This window comes from Hydrogenovibrio kuenenii DSM 12350, from assembly GCF_000526715.1.
Lineage (GTDB): Bacteria > Pseudomonadota > Gammaproteobacteria > Thiomicrospirales > Thiomicrospiraceae > Hydrogenovibrio > Hydrogenovibrio kuenenii.
Window position 1 is genome coordinate 1,498,791 of the sequence record NZ_JAGP01000001.1, and the last position, 17,652, is coordinate 1,516,442.

Genomic DNA, 17,652 nt, shown 5'->3' on the forward strand with positions numbered 1-17,652 from the left:
ATTTACTCCAATCCGTCTAAAATTTCATCGATAGATTCTTCGGTAAGATTTTCATAATATTCTTTTCCGAGCATCATCATTGGAGCGCCTCCACAGGCACCTAAACACTCAACTTTTTTAATTGAGAATTTTCCGTCGGGTGTAACCTCACCAACACCAACACCTAATTTTTTCTCTAGGTGTTCAAGAATTTCATCACTTCCTCGTAGCATGCAGGAAATATTGGTACACAAACAAATCTTATGTTTACCAACAGGTTTGTGCTCATACATAGAGTAGAAAGTAGCCACTTCATAAACCGCAATTGGCGTCATCTCTAAGTAATCAGCAACCTGATCCATTAATTCATTAGTCAGGCTTCCCCCACTAACTTCTTGAACAATTCTTAGTGCAGGCATGACTGCCGACTGTTTTTGATCCTCTGGGTAATGAGAAATCCAGCGATCAATACGCTGCTTCACATCACCTTGAATAATATTAAGGTTCATTGTCGAACTCATCGGTCAATCTCCCCAAATACGATATCCTGTGTTCCGATTATAGAAACAACGTCTGCAATCATGTGTCCTTTTGCCATCTCATCAAGTGATGCCAAATGTGAAAATCCTGGTGCTCTTACTTTTAAGCGATAAGGCTTATTCGCACCATCAGAAACCATATAAATTCCAAACTCACCTTTCGGATGCTCTACTGCAGTATAACTTTCGCCAGCAGGGACGGTATATCCCTCAGTAAAGAGCTTGAAGTGGTGAATCAATGCTTCCATATTAGACTTAGCATCTTCTCTAGAAGGTGGTGCTACTTTATGATCATCTGACATGACCGGGCCTGGATTTTGTTTCAACCAGTCCACACATTGTTTAATGATCTTGTTTGACTCGCGCATTTCAGCAACACGAACCAAATAACGGTCATAACAATCTCCCGTTACACCAACCGGAATATCAAATTCCATTTTGTCATAGACTTCATACGGCTGCTTCTTTCTCAAATCCCAGGCAATACCTGACCCGCGAAGCATTGGACCAGTAAATCCTAGCTGCAAAGCTCTCTCTGGAGAAACAATACCGATATCAACGGTTCTTTGTTTCCAGATACGGTTATCTGTCAACAGCGTTTCATATTCATCAATATAACCAGGAAAACGTTCGGTGAAAGCTTCAATGAAGTCTAGTAATGACCCTTCACGAGTTTCATTCAACTTATCTAGCTTCTTACCAGAGTGCCACTTTGACTCTTCATATTTAGCCATAGTCTCAGGCAAGTCACGATAAACACCACCTGGACGATAGTAAGTTGCGTGCATACGGGCACCTGAAACTGCTTCATAACAGTCCATTAAGTCTTCACGTTCACGGAATGCATAAAGGAAAACTGTCATAGCACCTATATCAAGTGCATGCGCGCCCAACCACATTAAATGATTCAAAACACGGGTAATTTCATCAAACATGACACGGATATATTGAGCTCGCTCAGGCACTTCTACGCCCAGCATTTTCTCGATTGCCATTACATAGGCATGCTCGTTGGACATCATAGAAACATAGTCCAAGCGATCCATATAACCAATCGACTGGTTATAGGGTTTATATTCAATCAGCTTTTCTGTTCCACGATGCAACAACCCAATATGTGGATCTGAACGCACGATTGTTTCACCGTCAAGCTCAAGCACCAAGCGCAACACACCATGAGCTGATGGATGCTGTGGACCAAAGTTAAGCGTATAATTTCGAATTTCAGACATAATGCTTCCCTAAATTTCCTTAAGCCGTCTTATCTTCGCGAATTACGCGTGGAACGTTAACACGGTTTTCAATTTGAACTGGTTCATAAACGACACGACCTTTTTCGGCGTCATAACGCATTTCAACATAACCAGTAAGTGGGAAGTCTTTTCTCAACGGATGTCCCACAAAACCATAGTCGGTCAAAATACGTCTCAAGTCTGGATGTCCACTAAAAATGATCCCAAATAAATCAAAAGCTTCTCTTTCAAACCAATCCGCAGCTTTCCAAACAGAAACAACTGATTCAACAATTGGCATTTGTGTATCTTCCGGGAATACTTTGACTCTAACTCTACGATTATGCTCAACAGACAACAGGTGGTAAACCACTGCAAAACGTCGTTCCATAAATTGATCCTGTGAAGACTCATCTTCGTCAAAATCAAATACACCACGACTAAACCCTTTATTAGGTGCAGCCAGAGTTTCCCAGTTTGCATCACCATAATGTAGGTAATCCACTGCAGTAACATCTATCAGTTCGTCAAAACCCAGTTCATTTTTCAAAGTGATAAACGACTCAAGTGCTTTTGTTGGCGACAACTCAACTGTTAGTTCATTAAACTGAATATGCGATTCAACAACCGCACCTGCTAACACCTTGTCAATTTGAGCTTGTAAATCCAGTACCGACTGTTTCATAAAAATTCTACTCTTTCAATTAGGTGTCAAAATTAACGAGCAATCGTATTTGTTCGTTTAATTTTCGCTTGGAGCTGGATGATACCGTAAAGAAGGGCTTCAGCTGTTGGCGGGCAGCCAGGCACGTAAACATCAACAGGCACAATTCGGTCACAGCCTCGAACGACAGAATAAGAATAATGATAATAACCACCACCATTAGCACAAGAACCCATTGATATTACCCAACGAGGCTCTGCCATCTGGTCATAGACCTTTCTCAAGGCTGGCGCCATTTTATTTACCAAAGTCCCGGCAACAATCATGACATCCGACTGTCTTGGACTTGGTCTAAAAATAATGCCAAATCTATCTAAGTCGTAACGTGAAGCACCTGCATGCATCATTTCAACTGCACAGCAAGCTAGGCCAAAAGTCATTGGCCACAAAGAACCTGTACGCGCCCAGTTGATTAATTTATCAGCAGAAGTTGTAACAACACCTTCTTTTAAAACGCCTTCTATTCCCATTCCAGCGCTCCTTTTTTCCATTCATAAATAAAGCCAACAACCAGTAATGATAGAAAACCAGCCATAGCTAATAGTCCAAATGTACCGATTTCTTTTAATACAACGGCCCAAGGAAACAGAAACGCAATTTCCAAATCAAAAATAATGAAAAGGATAGCTACAAGATAAAAACGCACATCAAACTTCATACGTGAGTCTTCGAATGCCTCAAAACCACACTCATATGGTGAAAGTTTTTCAGCATCAGGACGGTTTGGTCCAAGTAAATATCCCAACAGGATTGGTCCAACACCAAATAGTACGCCTAGCACGACAAAAACAATGATAGGTAAATAGTTTTCAAGCATATTAAACCCTTTTAACTTAGAACTCTAAGCTTCTGGTCACTTTAAAATGGTGCCGATGGCCGGACTTGAACCGGCACGGCTTACGCCACTACCCCCTCAAGGTAGCGTGTCTACCAATTCCACCACATCGGCTAATTTGTTTTACTCTGGCACAACCGGAGCTTTTGTATCGTTATTATTCTTTTTCTCAGTTGTGGTAACAGGATGTTGTACCACACTCTGATAGCCTTTTTCCTGCTTCGCACCCAAATAAGCCAACGTCAAACTCGTCACAAAGAAAATTGCTGCAACAACTGATGTTACCTTTAATAAAAAGTTGCTCGACCCACCACCGCCAAAAACGGATTGGGATGAACCACCACCAAAATTTGCACCCGCATCAGCACCTTTACCGTGCTGCACAAGCACAAGCACTATCAAAATAAATGCAACTACCAAATGAATGGTTAGCACAATTGAAAACATGTTTACTCTCCTGCGGCCTCACAAATGGCCATAAAATCTTCTGCTACCAGAGAAGCTCCACCAATCAGACCACCGTCAATATCTGGCTGACTAAATAGCTCTTTTGCATTAGCTGGTTTAACACTTCCGCCATATTGAATAATGACGCCATTTGCTATATCCGTATCGTAATCTGCTAATAACCCACGAATAAACGCATGAACTTCTTGTGCTTGAGCTGATGTAGCAGTTTTACCTGTTCCAATTGCCCAAACAGGTTCGTAAGCAATAACAATCTTTTTAAATCCATTAATACCCACTTTTTCTACAACTGCATTAATCTGTGTAGAAATAACACTTTCTAACTCACCAGCTTCACGCTCTTCTAAAGTCTCACCAACACATAAAATTGGTGTCAAACCCGCTTTAATCGCAGTATCAACTTTATTGGCAATTTCAAAGTCAGATTCTTTATAAATAGCACGTCGCTCAGAGTGTCCCAGAATGACGAATTGACATCCAAGATCCTTTACCATCTCAGCAGAAATTTCCCCTGTATAAGCACCTTGTACAGGCTCTTCCGCAATATTCTGTACACCCAACTCAATATTCGATGCAGACAAAGAACGACTAACATAATCTACGTATAATGCTGGCGGACATATCGCTACTTTAGCGTTTCCTGCACGACTAGACAGAGCATTCAACCCTGTTACAAGGCTTTTTATTTCTGCCTTACTACCATGCATTTTCCAGTTACCTGCGACAAACATTTGTCTCATTTCTTCAGTCTCCGACACAAAATTCCGCCTATATTAGCGATTTCTTTTTGGAATTACAATCTTGACAATTTTATGAAAATTCGGTTTGAACTACCTTTACAAGCGTTTCCACTTCAGTTTCAACCATATTCATATGCTGACCCTCCACCATAACACGAATCAAAGGTTCCGTGCCTGAAGCCCTTATTAAAACTCTCCCCTTACCAGCCATACGCATTTCAGAGTCAGCAATCGCATTTTGTAAAACTTTGTTTGTGCCTAAATCTACTTTTTCTTTTACACGAATATTCTTCAAAACTTGCGGCATTTTTTGCATACCAGAAGCCAGTGCTTGAAGTGACTTACCTGTATTCATCATAATAGACATCACTTGCAGCGCCGCAACAATACCATCACCCGTAGATGTTTTATCTAAACACAACACATGACCAGAACCTTCAGCACCATACTGCCATCCTTTTTGACGCAATGCTTCCATAACGTAGCGATCACCCACTTTTGTACGGATAAACTCGATACCTAGTTCTTTTAGCGCTATCTCTAGCCCTAAATTACTCATAAGCGTGCCCACTACACCCTCAACAGGCTTATCAGAATGAGCAGCAAGAATATAGAGAATCTGGTCACCATCAATTACTTCACCAGTATGATCGACCATCATGACCCGATCACCATCACCATCAAAAGCGATACCAACATGCGCTGATTCTGACAATACTTTCTGTTTTAACGCATCTAAATCGGTTGCACCGCAATTTAGGTTAATATTAATGCCATCTGGGTTCGTACCAATTGAAACAACTTCAGCACCAAGCTCTTCAAATACAGCTGGCGCAATATGATAGGTAGCGCCATTAGCGCAATCAAGCACTACCTTTACACCATCCAATTTACAGCTTGCTTCATAGGTACTTTTACAAAACTCAGTGTAACGCCCTGCTGCATCGTCGATACGCTTGGCTCGACCCAATGCATCAGAACCAACTGTTTCAAGTGGAAGATCAAAGGCTGACTCAACTTCTAACTCAACCTGGTCAGAAACCTTTTGTCCTTGAGAAGAAAAGAATTTAATACCGTTATCATAATGAGGGTTATGGGATGCACTGATAACGATACCTGTATCAGCATGAAAAGTACGCGTTAAGTAAGCAACCGCTGGCGTGGGCATTGGCCCTAACAAGAGCACATCAACACCCGCGGCAATAAAACCAGCTTCAAGTGCTGACTCAAACATATAGCCAGAAATGCGTGTATCTTTTCCAATCATCACGGTTTTTTCTCCATGATCACGCATAACTTTACCCGTTGCCCAACCTAATTTCAGAATACTGTCAGGACAAATCAACCCTTTCCCGACATGATTACGGATACCATCCGTTCCAAAATATTTTTTTTCTTGCGACATTGCAAACTTACCTATTTTTTTAAAGTAATGCGTACATTACTTTTAATGCTTGGATCGTTTCTTCATAATCATGAACACGCACGACTCTTGCGCCTTTCATAGCCGCCACAACAGCTGCTGAAACACTACCAACCATTCGTTTTTCAACAGGCAAACCACCAAGCAATTCACCAATCATTTTTTTGCGAGAAACCCCTACTAAAATGGGGTATTTTAAAACAGAAAACTGTTCAAGTTGTTCGAACAATTTTACATTATGCTCTAAGGTTTTACCAAACCCAAAGCCCGGATCGATCAGAATATTGGCAGATGAGACACCTGAGTTTTCACAGCTTTTCACTCGTTCGGACAAAAACTCAAACACCTCCAAAAAAACATCATTATACGAAGGGTTTTCCTGCATATTTGCAGGCTCTCCCTGCTTATGCATCAAACATACCATCACATCTGATTTCGCTATTAAGGATTCAGCCCCTTCAGCTTGGAGCGCATTCACATCATTGATTAAATCCACATCGAGATTAATAGCTTCTCTCATAACCTGTGTCTTATAAGTATCAACCGAAACCGACAAATCAGACATTTCTTTGATTAGCTCCACAACAGGCAATACACGATCAAGCTCTTCTTGCAGGGTAACTATTGCAGCACCTGGCCGAGTTGACTCGCCACCAACATCAACAATATCAACGCCAGATTTCTGCATTTGCTCTATTGCATATTTAACTTGATCTAGAGATGCGTACTGACCACCATCAGAAAAAGAGTCCGGCGTCACATTCAATATCCCCATCACCAAAGGGATTTCAAGCTCTGGGTCACGCACTCTATCAAAGAATTTCATACACTACTCCATAAAAAAACCCCTAAATTTAGGGGTTTTCATGAGCCATTCAACTACTCCTTTTTAGTGTAGCTTTGGCTCCGCATCTTTAACTGAATCATCATGATTATCTGAAAGATCTGATTTCGTCGTTTCTTTAGAATCTTTCGATGCTACAGAGGCACCACCATCTTTATCTTTACTATCATCACTTTCTTGCCAATCTTTTGGCTCACCAGGCTCTTTACCTTCCATAAGATTCTTTACCTGATCCGCATCAATGGTTTCATACTTCATCAATGCATCTGCCATAGCATGTAGAATCGAAATATTATCGGTCAGGAGTTTTTCTGAACGCTCATAATTTCGATCAATGAATTTACGGATTTCTAAATCGATTTCCTTAGAAATCTCACCGGAAACATTAGCATTTCTGGATGTACCCATCAACGAGCCATTATCCTCTTCTTCATACATAAGAGGACCCAACTTATCAGACAAGCCCCATTTCGTAACCATGTTTCTAGCAATTTGAGTCGCACGCATAATATCATTGCTTGCGCCAGTGGTTACAGCTTCTGATCCAAAGATCATTTCTTCAGCTATTCGACCACCATATAAACTTGATAACTGGCTTTCAAGCTTACGCTTAGAGTAGCTATAAGAGTCTTCTTCCGGTAAATACATGGTAACACCCAGTGCTCGACCACGAGGCATAATACTTACTTTATAAACTGGGTCATGTTCAGGCACTAAATAACCAACGATAGCATGTCCAGCTTCATGGTAAGCAGTGAGTTTTTTCTCTTCTTCACTCATAACCATGCTCTTACGCTCAACACCCATCAGAATTTTATCTTTTGCCTTTTCGAAATGTGACTGAGTGACCAGTCTTTCATTTCCTCGAGCGGCAAAAAGCGCTGCTTCATTCACAAGGTTAGCCAAATCTGCACCAGAAAACCCTGGCGTACCACGTGCAATTAAAGCGGGTTTAACGTCATCAGACAAAGGTACTTTACGCATATGAACTTTCAAAATTTGTTCGCGCCCTCTAACATCAGGCAAACCAACTGTCACCTGACGGTCAAAACGACCTGGTCTCAACAAGGCTGGATCCAATACATCCGCACGGTTAGTTGCAGCTATAACGATAACACCTTCGTTGCCTTCAAAACCATCCATCTCAACAAGCATTTGATTAAGCGTTTGCTCACGCTCATCATTACCACCGCCCATTCCAGCACCACGGCTGCGGCCTACTGCATCAATCTCATCAATGAAAATAATACAGGGTGCATGAGCCTTAGCTTGCTCAAACATATCGCGCACACGGGAGGCACCAACCCCAACAAACATTTCTACAAAGTCTGAACCAGAAATACTAAAGAAAGGTACTTTTGCTTCCCCAGCAATAGCTTTAGCCAACAAGGTTTTACCCGTACCAGGAGGCCCTACCATCAGGACACCACGAGGGATATTCCCACCTAAATTTTGATATTTCCCAGGGTCTCTTAAGAAGTCAACGATTTCACCTACTTCTTCTTTAGCTTCATCTGCACCAGCAACATCATCTAAAGTTACTTTAACTTGGTCATCTGTCATCATGCGTGCTTTCGATTTCCCAAAAGACATTGGGCCACCCTTGCCACCCATTCCACCGCCCATTGAGCGCATGAAGAAAATCCAGATTCCAATTAACAGCAACATCGGGAACCAAGAAATAAAGATTTGCATTAATACACTTTGTTTTTCAGGCAAGTGCGCAGTAACCTTAACATGATAAGCCAATAGATCACCCATCAACCCAACATCACCGGGGTTAACAGTAGTAAACGCTTTTCCATCAGTATAAACACCGTGGATAGTCTGACCATCAATAGATACCTGACTAACTTGGCCACCATGAACTTGATCTATGAAATCAGAATAGGCAAGTTGCGAGCTTCTCCCCATCATTTGTTGACCACTAAAGTGGTTGAATATCGACAGCATAATCGTCGCCACTACGGTCCATATCAGGATATTTTTCAACATATCATTTTTCATAATTCACCTGTGAACTTGCCAAATCTCTTCATTTTAGATTTCAAATACGAACAACTTTACCACATATTTTCATAAGTATTATTTATATTATTTATGAAAAAACTAATTAACCATTAATAAACTCTTGGCTTGAAATTTATTTTTTTCCTCGAGCCAATAAGTAAACTTCTTTACTACGCGGACGAGATGCCTTGGGCTTACGAGTCAAAACTTTCTGATAATTTTGCTTCAAGGTATTGAGCAACTGATCATACCCTTCACCCTGAAAAACTTTCATCAGCAAATCACCACCAGGCTTCAATACCTGATCAGCCAATTCAACACAAAGCTCAACCAAATACATGGATTTGGGAATATCTACACCTTTATTACCTGTCATATTTGGTGCCATATCCGACATAACCAAATCAACATCTCGACCCTCAAGCGCATCTAACAAGCCTTGATAAACTTCATCTTCTCGAAAATCACCCTGAATAAAGGTCACACCAGCAAAGGGTTCAACAGGCAAAATATCCAAAGCGTAAACACGCCCTTCTTCGCCTATTTGATTAGATGTCCATTGCGACCACCCACCTGGTGCAGCACCCAAATCAACAACCGTCATCCCTTTTTTAAAAAGTTGATCTTTTTCATCAATTTCTTGGAGCTTATAAATAGCTCTTGAACGCCAGCCTTCTTGCTTTGCTTTATTAACGTAATAATCGTCAAAATGTTCTTTTAACCAGTCATTACTGGATTTACTTCTTGCCATCGAGGTTTTTCTTATAAAATACTAAATTAATCGTTTGCTAGTTTAATAATAATTAAAATTGGGAATTCAATGTCAAAAACCAAAAAACTTTCAATCCAACAAACCAAATTCTTGCGAGGGATCGCTCACGGCCTAAACCCTGTCGTCACTATTGGTATTAACGGTGTTACAGAATCACTAATGGAAGAAGTTGAAACTTCTTTAGCACATCACGAGTTATTGAAAATCAAACTTGCTGGTGTCGAAAAAGAAGATCGAAAAACTGTTATCGACCATATCGTAGAACAAACACATTCAGAACTGGTTCAATCAATTGGAAAGATTTTTGTCATTTTCCGAGCAAAAGAAAAAAGCGAAATCATCCTACCAAAGTAACTTTTCTATAAAACAAACACCACAACCAATTCTTTTGATCGTGGTGTTTCATTTAAACCAACTTATCCAAGCCTCTGGCCAAATCTGCTTTTAAATCTTCAATAGACTCTAGGCCAACTGATACCCGCAATAAGTTATCAGTAATCCCTGTTGCCAACCTTTCGTCTTCTGGTACACGACAATGCGTTGTTGTCGCAGGATGCGTAATACTGGTCTTAACATCACCAAGATTTGCAGTAATTGAAACCATCTTTGTATTATCTATCACAGACCAAGCTTCTGAACGCCCACCTTTAACTCTAAAAGTAACCAAACCGCCTGCACCCTTTTGCTGCTTCTGAGCCAAATCATACTGTGGATGCGTTTTTAGACCAGGATAGAAAACCGTTTCAACCGCTGGATGCTGATCTAACCAATTCGCAAGCGCCATTGCCCTTTGGCAATGTGCCTCCATCCGAATGGACAAGGTTTCAAGACCTTTCAAAAATATCCAAGCATTAAATGGACTCATTGAAGGCCCAGCAGTACGTAAGAACCCTCTTACTTCTTCGCCAACTAAAGCTTCAGAACCGACAACCGCACCGCCAATAGCTCTTCCTTGACCATCCAAGAATTTAGTTGCTGAGTGAATCACAATATCAGCACCTAGAGACAAAGGTTGCTGTAACACTGGAGTACAAAAACAGTTATCTACAATCAATACAGCATCATTTTCTTTTGCGAGCTGACTCAATGCTGAAATATCAGCAATATGTGTCAAAGGGTTTGAAGGACTTTCCAAAAAAAGTGCTTTTGTATTTGGCTTAACCGCATTTTTCCATTCATCTACATCAGTTTGAGAAACAAAAGTTACGTCCAAACCAAATTTTTTCAGGTATTTATTAAACAAAACCTTAGTTGTACCAAAAATACTGCTAGACGAAACAACATGGTCGCCCGATTCACACAATGCCATAAATGTAGACAAAATAGCAGACATGCCTGAAGCAGTTCCTACACAAGCCTCACCGCCTTCTAATGCCGCCAAACGATTTTCAAAGGTTCTAACAGTTGGGTTAGAAAAACGAGAATAAACATTGCCTTTTTCGGCACCACTAAACCGATCAGCCGCTTGTTGAGCAGATTGATAACGAAAGCTAGAGGTTGGAAAAATCGCCTCACTGTTTTCTTGCTCCGCTGTCTGATCGTAACCAGCACGAATAGCCAAAGTTTCTAAATCAAACTCTTTATCCATTTATTCACCCTGCCCATTATGAAGTCCTACAGGTTCTTGCCCAACTTCTTTACGGTTAGATTGTGCCGAGTCGTTCCGAGCAAGCCCAAGCGACTGCAAATATTCTTCAGTAATATCACCCGTCACATAGCAACCACTAAAACAAGATGTATCAAACTCTTTAATATTCTTATTACCTTGCCAAACCGCTTCAATCAAGTCATCCAAATCTTGATAGAACAGACGGTCAGCGCCTATGTATGCTGCAATTTCTTCAGTTGTTCGGTTGCTTGCTACCAACTCATCCGATGTTGGCATATCAATCCCGTAAACATATGGATAACGCACAGCAGGTGCCGCAGAAGCAAAATAAACTTTTTTCGCACCGGCATCACGCGCCATCTGAACAATCTCACCAGAAGTTGTTCCCCGAACAATAGAATCATCAACCAAAAGTATATTTTTGCCTTCAAACTCTAAAGGAATTGCATTTAGTTTTTGACGAACCGATTTTTTACGAAGTTTTTGTCCTGGCATGATGAAAGTACGGCCAATATATCGGTTTTTAATAAAGCCTTCACGATACGGTTTACCAAGTACTTCTGCCAATTGGAGTGCGGAAGTTCGGCTCGTATCAGGGATCGGCATAACAACATCTATATCGTTATCAGGCCAAACTCTTGCTATTTGTTCAGCTAGCTTTTCACCCATTCTCAAACGAGATTTATAAACCGAAATATCATCTATCATTGAATCTGGGCGTGCAAAATATACAAACTCGAAAATACATGGACTATATTGCGGATTTTCTGCACATTGTTTGAACTCAATATCACCAGCTTCGGTAATAACAACCGCCTCACCTGGTGCTAAATCCTTAACTATCTGAAAACCAGCAGCACCTAATGCCACGCTTTCAGAGGCAATCATATAGGCAGTACCGCTACCACTGACACGTTTACCTACCACAATAGGTCTTAAAGCAAAGGGATCGCGAAAGCCAATTAGACCTACACTTGGAATAACACCCACTGCAGCATAACCGCCACGTGCACGCTTATGCACTCCTTCAATCGCTTTAAAAACATCTTGAGCATCAATAAACAGCTTCTTTTGCTGCATCAACTCATGTGCAAAAATGTTCAACAATACTTCTGAATCAGAATTGGTATTTAAGTGTCGTAAATCTTGCTCATAAAGCTCTTTACCTAACTGTTCAGCATTGGTTAAGTTACCGTTATGAGCCATTGCAATTCCATATGGCGAGTTCACATAAAATGGCTGTGCTTCAGCACTAGAGGATGAACCGGCTGTTGGATAACGCACATGTCCAATCCCGATATTGCCATGCAAATCACGCATATGACGGGTTCTAAAAACATCTTTTACCATGCCATTGTCTTTTCGTTGGAACAGACGTCCATCCTGACAGGTCATAATCCCTGCCGCATCTTGTCCACGGTGCTGCAAAACTGTTAGCGCATCGTAGATTTCTTGGTTGACAGGTGAATTAGAAACAATTCCAACTATGCCACACATGGTGTTTTCTCCAGTTAACTTTATCTTTTAACGTTTTAATTTGTTTTAGCCAATACAGAATGAATTCGTAACACACGGTTTAAATCCACCTGGTCTTTCATTGCTAGCCGCTTATCTGTATAAGGCCCAATACGGACAGAATAATAACGGCTTTTCGGGAAATATTTCACAAAAACGTCATAATCATATTTTAAATGTTCACGAAGTAAATTTGCTTTTTCTTTTGATCGATATGCAGCAACACGAATAATCCACTTACCATCTGTATGCGATTGACTACTAGGCACAGTATTCTGAATCACTTTACTTTTTTTCGTAGAAGTTTGAACTTGCGTTTTTGACTCTGCTACCTTCTGAGGCTCTGATGTTTTATTCTCTAACTTATTATCCCCTTCATCATTAGATCCTTGAGCACTGTTTTTTGCTCCAGGTAATACGAAAGGTTTATCAACAACAACTTGATCTCCCTGCTTCTTAGCCTCATCTACGACTAAGTCAGGAGAGAAGTTTACAGGGTGACTATACCAGACAGGCACAATAATAATGAGCAACAACAACCAAACTAAAGCCCCCGTCATTCGGAATTTAAGAGACAAATCCTGAGTATTTGCTTCCATTTTGATTCCTACCTACCTCTCAAATTATTGAGTTTTTCCATACACTGGGAAACGGTATAAAAAGAGCCCCAGCATAAAATATTGGATTCTGATTTCGCTATATTTTTTTCATACGCCTGACTAGCAGCAGAATGGATGTCACTACATACAATAATCGAGCCTTCATCTACACCAGAGTCTATCATCGTTTGTTTAAGCTGTGAAACACCAGCAGCTCTTGGCACTTTCAAGTCAGCAATATACCAATGATTTATAAAAGGACAGATTTGACGAATCATTTTTGAGTAATCTTTATCTTCCAACACTGAAAAAACAGCATCTCCTTTAAAACTTTTTTGCGTCAAATAACCTGCCAAAACTTCTGCTGATTGTGGATTGTGCGCCACATCAATTAACCATGAAACATTGCCATAAACTAATGTCTGCAAGCGCCCTGGATGTTTAACTTGTAACAACCCTTGAACAATTGATGCTTTATCTACTGGCAAATGATCGTCACTTTGTTGCACAACCGCAATTACGCCCGATGCATTTTGTAATTGAAAACTACCTTGCAACGCCGGATAAGGCAAATTATCAAGGCTCACCAAGTTTTTGTTTGCTGATAACTCTGGCGAAACTAAAAACTGCCAGGCTGGGGTACTGTCATAATCATGAGACTCGCTTTCACAAGCCTTTGATATATATTGAAATGCATCACCCAAACAGATTAAATCTACATTTTGATCTTCCGCGTAACCTAAAAGCTTTTTAGGAATATCAGCATCCGAGCAAACAGATGGTTTACCAGAACGCATAATACCGGCTTTTTCTAAAGCAATCAGTTCACGGTCATTTCCAAGCCAATCGCTATGATCAACATCAATAGCGGTAATCAAAGCAATATCAGCATCAGCCGCATTAACGGCATCCAATCGCCCACCAAGACCAACTTCTAAAACCCAAACATCAAGCTGCTCTTGTTGAAAGATAACCCATGCTGCAAGCGTCGAAAATTCAAAATAGGTAAGCTTGACATCACCTCTTGCGGCTTCAATCGAAGAAAATGCCGCAACAATTGTTTCATCTGAAACAGGCGTCTGGTTAACTTGAATGCGTTCATTAAAATTGAGTATATGAGGGGAAGTATAACTACCAACACTATAACCGGCAGCTTGATAAATAGAACATAACATGGCAACACTGGAACCTTTACCATTGGTTCCAGCCACCGAAATAATATACGGCGTATCATTCAACACGCCAAGCTTATGGGCAACTTTAGAAATACGATCCAAACCTAGATCTATTTCCTGAGCATGTAAAGCTAATAACCAGTCTAGCCATTCATTTAATGAAGCGGAAATACCGGGGTTAGCAGAATCCATATAAATCGTGTTAAGCAGGCTTTTTCAAAAGCATACTGCAAATACTTGCGATCTCTTTTGTCAAATGATGGCGATGAATAATACGGTCAATCGCACCATGCTCTAACAAGAATTCAGCTCGCTGGAAACCTTCAGGTAATTTTTCACGAACAGTTTGTTCAATAACACGAGGACCCGCAAAGCCTATTAAAGCCTTAGGTTCTGCAATATTTAAATCACCAAGCATTGCAAAACTTGCCGAAACACCACCCATAGTTGGGTCAGTTAGAACAGAGATAAACGGCAACCCTTTTGCGCGAAGTCTACCAAGTGCCGCACTGGTTTTTGCCATTTGCATTAAAGAAAACAATGCTTCTTGCATACGAGCACCGCCCGATGCCGAAAAGACGATTAAGGGCATGTGGTTTTCAATAGCAAAATCTACTGCACGCACAAATTTTTCACCCATGACGGACCCCATCGATCCTCCCATGAAACGGAAGTCAAATGCACCCGCAACCACATCTAGACCATCGATCTTACCACTCATGGTAATGAAAGTATCTTTCTCGCCTGTTGCTTTCTGGGCTTGAGCTAAACGTGCTTTATAGGTTTTTAAATCCTTGAACTTAAGTGCATCAACAGGAGAAACATTAGCTGAAATCTCAACCCCTGTAGCATCATCAAAAAAAGCTTCTAAACGACCACGCCCACCCAAACGCATATGATGGTCACATTTAGGACACACCTCTTGATTACGCTTTACTTCTGAGCGATAAAGTGTGCTTTCACACTTAGGGCACTTAGTCCACAAGCCTTCCGGAACATTTTTCTTACGCTCGGTAACTTGCTTGATACTCGGCAAAATCTTTTCAAACCAACTCATTTCTTACTCCAAATGCTTTGAAAGCTGTCGCATTATTTATGCGCGCATTATACAGATATTGACGCTTAGAATATACAGAGAACTTACCCGTCTCTGGTTATTCTTTTTCAGAATCCGCTTGATCTATGCCTCTTCTAAACTCGCACATTTTTTCGGAAATCGCATCCATGATGACAACTTCGTCTGCCGATGCATTTTGCTCTATTAGAGAAACCAGTGCCGATCCAACAATAATTGCATCACCCACTTTAGCCATTTCATAAGCTACGTCACCATTGCGAATACCAAACCCGATACCTACAGGAAGCCCTAAAATTGTTTTAAGATGATTCACCTGATGCGTCACTTCTTCTGCATTCAATGTACTAGAGCCAGTAACCCCTTTCAAAGAAACATAATAAACAAACCCACTTCCTTGCTCATTAACTGCTTGTAAACGAGAATCAGGTGTTGTTGGTGAAACCAAGAAAATGCGGTCCAATTCAGCAGATTTCATAACCTCTAAATAACCTGCCGTTTCTTCCGGGGGCATATCCACCGTCAGAACAGCATCAACACCTACAGCTTTTGCTGCTTCTGCAAACACTTGATATCCCATTGCCTCGATCGGGTTTAAATACCCCATCAGAATAACTGGTGTCTTTTCATCTTTTTGTCTAAATTGCTCAACCATTTTGAGCACATCAGTCAAACTAACATTATGCTCTAAAGCACGTTCTACAGCTTTTTGAATAACAGGACCATCAGCCATAGGGTCTGAAAAAGGTACGCCCAGCTCTAAAATGTCTGCCCCTTCTTCTACCAAGGCATGCATTAAGTTAACAGTCATGTCAGGATGCGGGTCTCCCGCAGTGATATAGGGAATCAAAGCCGTCTTACCTTGAGACTTTAAATCTAATAATAGGTTTGTAATTCTGCTCATAACTTAAAACTCAAATCCTTCGATTTTTGCAATGGTGTTCATGTCTTTGTCACCACGCCCAGATAAGTTAACAATAATCACCTGATCTTTTGACATAGTTGGCGCAAGCTTGGTTACATAAGCAAGAGCATGGCTCGATTCTAATGCAGGCAAGATGCCTTCATAACGCGTTAGGTCTCTAAAGCCTTGTAATGCTTCTTGGTCATCTACTGCCACATAATCAACACGCCCAATGTCTTTCAACCAAGCATGCTCTGGCCCAACACCAGGATAGTCTAAACCAGCGGAAATAGAATGAGTCCCCATAATCTGACCGTTATCATCTTCCAACAGGTAAGTACGGTTACCATGCAAGACCCCAGGCTTACCTTTGCACAAGGAAGCAGCGTGTCTACCTGTTTCCAAGCCATCACCGGCTGGCTCAACACCAAATATTTTTACTGACTCATCCCCAAGAAACTCATGGAACAAACCAATCGCATTTGACCCACCGCCAACACATGCAACCAGGGCATCAGGCAATTTATTTTCTTTCTGCAAAATTTGTTGCTTGGCTTCACGACCAATAATCGCTTGAAAATCTCTTACCATCGCAGGATAAGGGTGCGGTCCAGCTACGGTTCCAATAATATAAAAAGTATTATCTACATTTGTAACCCAGTCACGCATGGCTTCATTCAAAGCATCCTTTAGCGTTCGCGTACCAGATTCAACTGCAACAACTTCGGCACCTAGCATTTTCATGCGAGTCACATTGGGTGCTTGACGAACGACATCATCTGCCCCCATATAAACCACACATTCCAAACCAAGTCGCGCTGCAACTGTTGCACTGGCAACACCATGTTGACCAGCACCTGTTTCAGCAATAATACGTGTTTTCCCCAAGCGCTTTGCAAGTAAAGCCTGGCCGATTGTATTATTGATTTTGTGAGCACCAGTATGATTTAAATCCTCTCGCTTGAGATAAATTTTGGCACCGCCCAAAGCATCCGACCAGCGTTCAGCGAAATAGAGCGCACTGGGACGACCTACATAATCCTGATAATCTTTAGTTAATTCGTCCAAGAAAACTGGATCATTTTTAACGGATTCATACTGTTGATTCAGCTCTTCCAGAGCAGCCATCAAGGTTTCTGGCGCAAAGATACCACCATAAACGCCAAAATGGCCGTGCTTATCTGGAAACTGAGAAAAATCAATTGCCAT

The 17,652-nt window shown here is 41.1% G+C and carries 19 protein-coding genes and 1 tRNA gene; 1 reads left to right on the forward strand and 19 read right to left on the reverse strand.

The features are described 5' to 3' along the window. Window positions 1–2: 2 nt before the first annotated feature. From N745_RS0107140 to rlmE, 12 genes are all read right to left on the reverse strand, one after another. Window positions 3–500 carry an NADH-quinone oxidoreductase subunit NuoE family protein gene (locus N745_RS0107140; RefSeq protein ID WP_024851438.1) on the reverse strand — a complete coding sequence of 166 codons (498 nt, stop codon included), beginning with the start codon at window positions 498–500 and terminating at the stop codon, window positions 3–5. Next, window positions 497–1,750, reverse strand: coding sequence for an NADH-quinone oxidoreductase subunit D (locus tag N745_RS0107145; RefSeq protein WP_024851439.1), 1,254 nt, complete (start codon window positions 1,748–1,750; stop codon window positions 497–499). The genes N745_RS0107140 and N745_RS0107145 overlap by 4 nt, the downstream gene beginning before the upstream one ends. 19 nt (window positions 1,751–1,769) lie before the next feature. Beyond that, complete coding sequence (locus N745_RS0107150) at window positions 1,770–2,435, reverse strand: NADH-quinone oxidoreductase subunit C (protein WP_024851440.1); 666 nt, start codon at window positions 2,433–2,435, stop codon at window positions 1,770–1,772. A gap of 32 nt (window positions 2,436–2,467) precedes the next feature. Then, window positions 2,468–2,944 (reverse strand): NuoB/complex I 20 kDa subunit family protein, encoded by a 477-nt coding sequence (locus N745_RS0107155; RefSeq protein WP_024851441.1) that lies wholly within the window; start codon window positions 2,942–2,944, stop codon window positions 2,468–2,470. Beyond that, window positions 2,935–3,291, reverse strand: a complete 357-nt coding sequence (locus N745_RS0107160; RefSeq protein WP_024851442.1) for an NADH-quinone oxidoreductase subunit A — start codon at window positions 3,289–3,291, stop codon at window positions 2,935–2,937. Before N745_RS0107160 ends, N745_RS0107155 begins: the two co-directional genes overlap by 10 nt. Window positions 3,292–3,338: 47 nt before the next feature. Further along, window positions 3,339–3,423 (reverse strand) — tRNA-Leu (locus tag N745_RS0107165). 9 nt (window positions 3,424–3,432) lie between these two features. Next, on the reverse strand, window positions 3,433–3,756 hold the full coding sequence (gene secG, locus N745_RS0107170) for a preprotein translocase subunit SecG (RefSeq protein ID WP_024851443.1): 324 nt from the start codon (window positions 3,754–3,756) through the stop codon (window positions 3,433–3,435). A gap of 2 nt (window positions 3,757–3,758) precedes the next feature. Next, window positions 3,759–4,517 carry a triose-phosphate isomerase gene (gene tpiA / locus N745_RS0107175; RefSeq protein ID WP_024851444.1) on the reverse strand — a complete coding sequence of 253 codons (759 nt, stop codon included), beginning with the start codon at window positions 4,515–4,517 and terminating at the stop codon, window positions 3,759–3,761. A 70-nt stretch (window positions 4,518–4,587) separates the two neighbouring features. Further along, window positions 4,588–5,922: a phosphoglucosamine mutase gene (gene glmM / locus N745_RS0107180; protein ID WP_024851445.1), complete on the reverse strand. Its 1,335-nt coding sequence runs from the start codon at window positions 5,920–5,922 to the stop codon at window positions 4,588–4,590. Window positions 5,923–5,941: 19 nt separating this feature from the next. Next, on the reverse strand, window positions 5,942–6,766 hold the full coding sequence (gene folP / locus N745_RS0107185; protein WP_024851446.1) for a dihydropteroate synthase: 825 nt from the start codon (window positions 6,764–6,766) through the stop codon (window positions 5,942–5,944). 63 nt (window positions 6,767–6,829) lie between these two features. Next, a complete protein-coding gene (ftsH, locus tag N745_RS0107190) occupies window positions 6,830–8,791 on the reverse strand; it encodes an ATP-dependent zinc metalloprotease FtsH (RefSeq protein ID WP_024851447.1) in 1,962 nt (653 codons plus the stop codon). A 136-nt stretch (window positions 8,792–8,927) separates the two neighbouring features. Continuing rightward, window positions 8,928–9,545 (reverse strand): 23S rRNA (uridine(2552)-2'-O)-methyltransferase RlmE, encoded by a 618-nt coding sequence (rlmE, locus tag N745_RS0107195; RefSeq protein WP_024851448.1) that lies wholly within the window; start codon window positions 9,543–9,545, stop codon window positions 8,928–8,930. Window positions 9,546–9,614: 69 nt separating this feature from the next. Here rlmE and yhbY point away from each other — a divergent pair, with 69 nt between their 5' ends. Beyond that, window positions 9,615–9,920 carry a ribosome assembly RNA-binding protein YhbY gene (yhbY, locus tag N745_RS0107200; protein ID WP_024851449.1) on the forward strand — a complete coding sequence of 102 codons (306 nt, stop codon included), beginning with the start codon at window positions 9,615–9,617 and terminating at the stop codon, window positions 9,918–9,920. 52 nt (window positions 9,921–9,972) lie between these two features. Here yhbY and N745_RS0107205 read toward each other — a convergent pair whose 3' ends face one another. The 7 genes from N745_RS0107205 to trpB all read right to left on the reverse strand — a co-directional run bounded on the left by N745_RS0107205 (window position 9,973) and on the right by trpB (window position 17,652). Next, window positions 9,973–11,154 (reverse strand): O-succinylhomoserine sulfhydrylase, encoded by a 1,182-nt coding sequence (locus N745_RS0107205; protein ID WP_024851450.1) that lies wholly within the window; start codon window positions 11,152–11,154, stop codon window positions 9,973–9,975. Then, window positions 11,155–12,672, reverse strand: a complete 1,518-nt coding sequence (gene purF / locus N745_RS0107210) for an amidophosphoribosyltransferase (RefSeq protein WP_024851451.1) — start codon at window positions 12,670–12,672, stop codon at window positions 11,155–11,157. Window positions 12,673–12,707: 35 nt separating this feature from the next. Then, window positions 12,708–13,289: an SPOR domain-containing protein gene (locus N745_RS0107215; protein ID WP_024851452.1), complete on the reverse strand. Its 582-nt coding sequence runs from the start codon at window positions 13,287–13,289 to the stop codon at window positions 12,708–12,710. Between the two features lie 8 nt (window positions 13,290–13,297). Next, a complete protein-coding gene (locus N745_RS0107220) occupies window positions 13,298–14,656 on the reverse strand; it encodes a bifunctional folylpolyglutamate synthase/dihydrofolate synthase (protein ID WP_024851453.1) in 1,359 nt (452 codons plus the stop codon). Window positions 14,657–14,666: 10 nt separating this feature from the next. Further along, the gene (accD, locus tag N745_RS0107225; RefSeq protein WP_024851454.1) at window positions 14,667–15,521 is read right to left on the reverse strand and encodes an acetyl-CoA carboxylase, carboxyltransferase subunit beta; all 855 of its coding nucleotides are present in this window, start codon (window positions 15,519–15,521) and stop codon (window positions 14,667–14,669) included. Between the two features lie 97 nt (window positions 15,522–15,618). Then, the gene (trpA, locus tag N745_RS0107230; RefSeq protein ID WP_024851455.1) at window positions 15,619–16,443 is read right to left on the reverse strand and encodes a tryptophan synthase subunit alpha; all 825 of its coding nucleotides are present in this window, start codon (window positions 16,441–16,443) and stop codon (window positions 15,619–15,621) included. Between the two features lie 3 nt (window positions 16,444–16,446). Beyond that, window positions 16,447–17,652, reverse strand: coding sequence for a tryptophan synthase subunit beta (gene trpB / locus N745_RS0107235; protein WP_024851456.1), 1,206 nt, complete (start codon window positions 17,650–17,652; stop codon window positions 16,447–16,449).

Coding starts and splice junctions, on each gene's coding strand:
- trpA (WP_024851455.1), bottom strand. CDS start 16,443: ATGAGCAGAATTACAAACCTATTATTAGATTTAAAGTCTCAAGGTAAG.
- N745_RS0107140 (WP_024851438.1), bottom strand. CDS start 500: ATGAGTTCGACAATGAACCTTAATATTATTCAAGGTGATGTGAAGCAG.
- N745_RS0107150 (WP_024851440.1), bottom strand. CDS start 2,435: ATGAAACAGTCGGTACTGGATTTACAAGCTCAAATTGACAAGGTGTTA.
- purF (WP_024851451.1), bottom strand. CDS start 12,672: ATGTGTGGCATAGTTGGAATTGTTTCTAATTCACCTGTCAACCAAGAA.
- trpB (WP_024851456.1), bottom strand. CDS start 17,652: ATGGCAATTGATTTTTCTCAGTTTCCAGATAAGCACGGCCATTTTGGC.
- glmM (WP_024851445.1), bottom strand. CDS start 5,922: ATGTCGCAAGAAAAAAAATATTTTGGAACGGATGGTATCCGTAATCAT.
- ftsH (WP_024851447.1), bottom strand. CDS start 8,791: ATGAAAAATGATATGTTGAAAAATATCCTGATATGGACCGTAGTGGCG.
- N745_RS0107155 (WP_024851441.1), bottom strand. CDS start 2,944: ATGGGAATAGAAGGCGTTTTAAAAGAAGGTGTTGTTACAACTTCTGCT.
- N745_RS0107205 (WP_024851450.1), bottom strand. CDS start 11,154: ATGGATAAAGAGTTTGATTTAGAAACTTTGGCTATTCGTGCTGGTTAC.
- tpiA (WP_024851444.1), bottom strand. CDS start 4,517: ATGAGACAAATGTTTGTCGCAGGTAACTGGAAAATGCATGGTAGTAAG.
- N745_RS0107160 (WP_024851442.1), bottom strand. CDS start 3,291: ATGCTTGAAAACTATTTACCTATCATTGTTTTTGTCGTGCTAGGCGTA.
- folP (WP_024851446.1), bottom strand. CDS start 6,766: ATGAAATTCTTTGATAGAGTGCGTGACCCAGAGCTTGAAATCCCTTTG.
- N745_RS0107220 (WP_024851453.1), bottom strand. CDS start 14,656: ATGGATTCTGCTAACCCCGGTATTTCCGCTTCATTAAATGAATGGCTA.
- rlmE (WP_024851448.1), bottom strand. CDS start 9,545: ATGGCAAGAAGTAAATCCAGTAATGACTGGTTAAAAGAACATTTTGAC.
- yhbY (WP_024851449.1), top strand. CDS start 9,615: ATGTCAAAAACCAAAAAACTTTCAATCCAACAAACCAAATTCTTGCGA.
- secG (WP_024851443.1), bottom strand. CDS start 3,756: ATGTTTTCAATTGTGCTAACCATTCATTTGGTAGTTGCATTTATTTTG.
- N745_RS0107145 (WP_024851439.1), bottom strand. CDS start 1,750: ATGTCTGAAATTCGAAATTATACGCTTAACTTTGGTCCACAGCATCCA.
- N745_RS0107215 (WP_024851452.1), bottom strand. CDS start 13,289: ATGGAAGCAAATACTCAGGATTTGTCTCTTAAATTCCGAATGACGGGG.
- accD (WP_024851454.1), bottom strand. CDS start 15,521: ATGAGTTGGTTTGAAAAGATTTTGCCGAGTATCAAGCAAGTTACCGAG.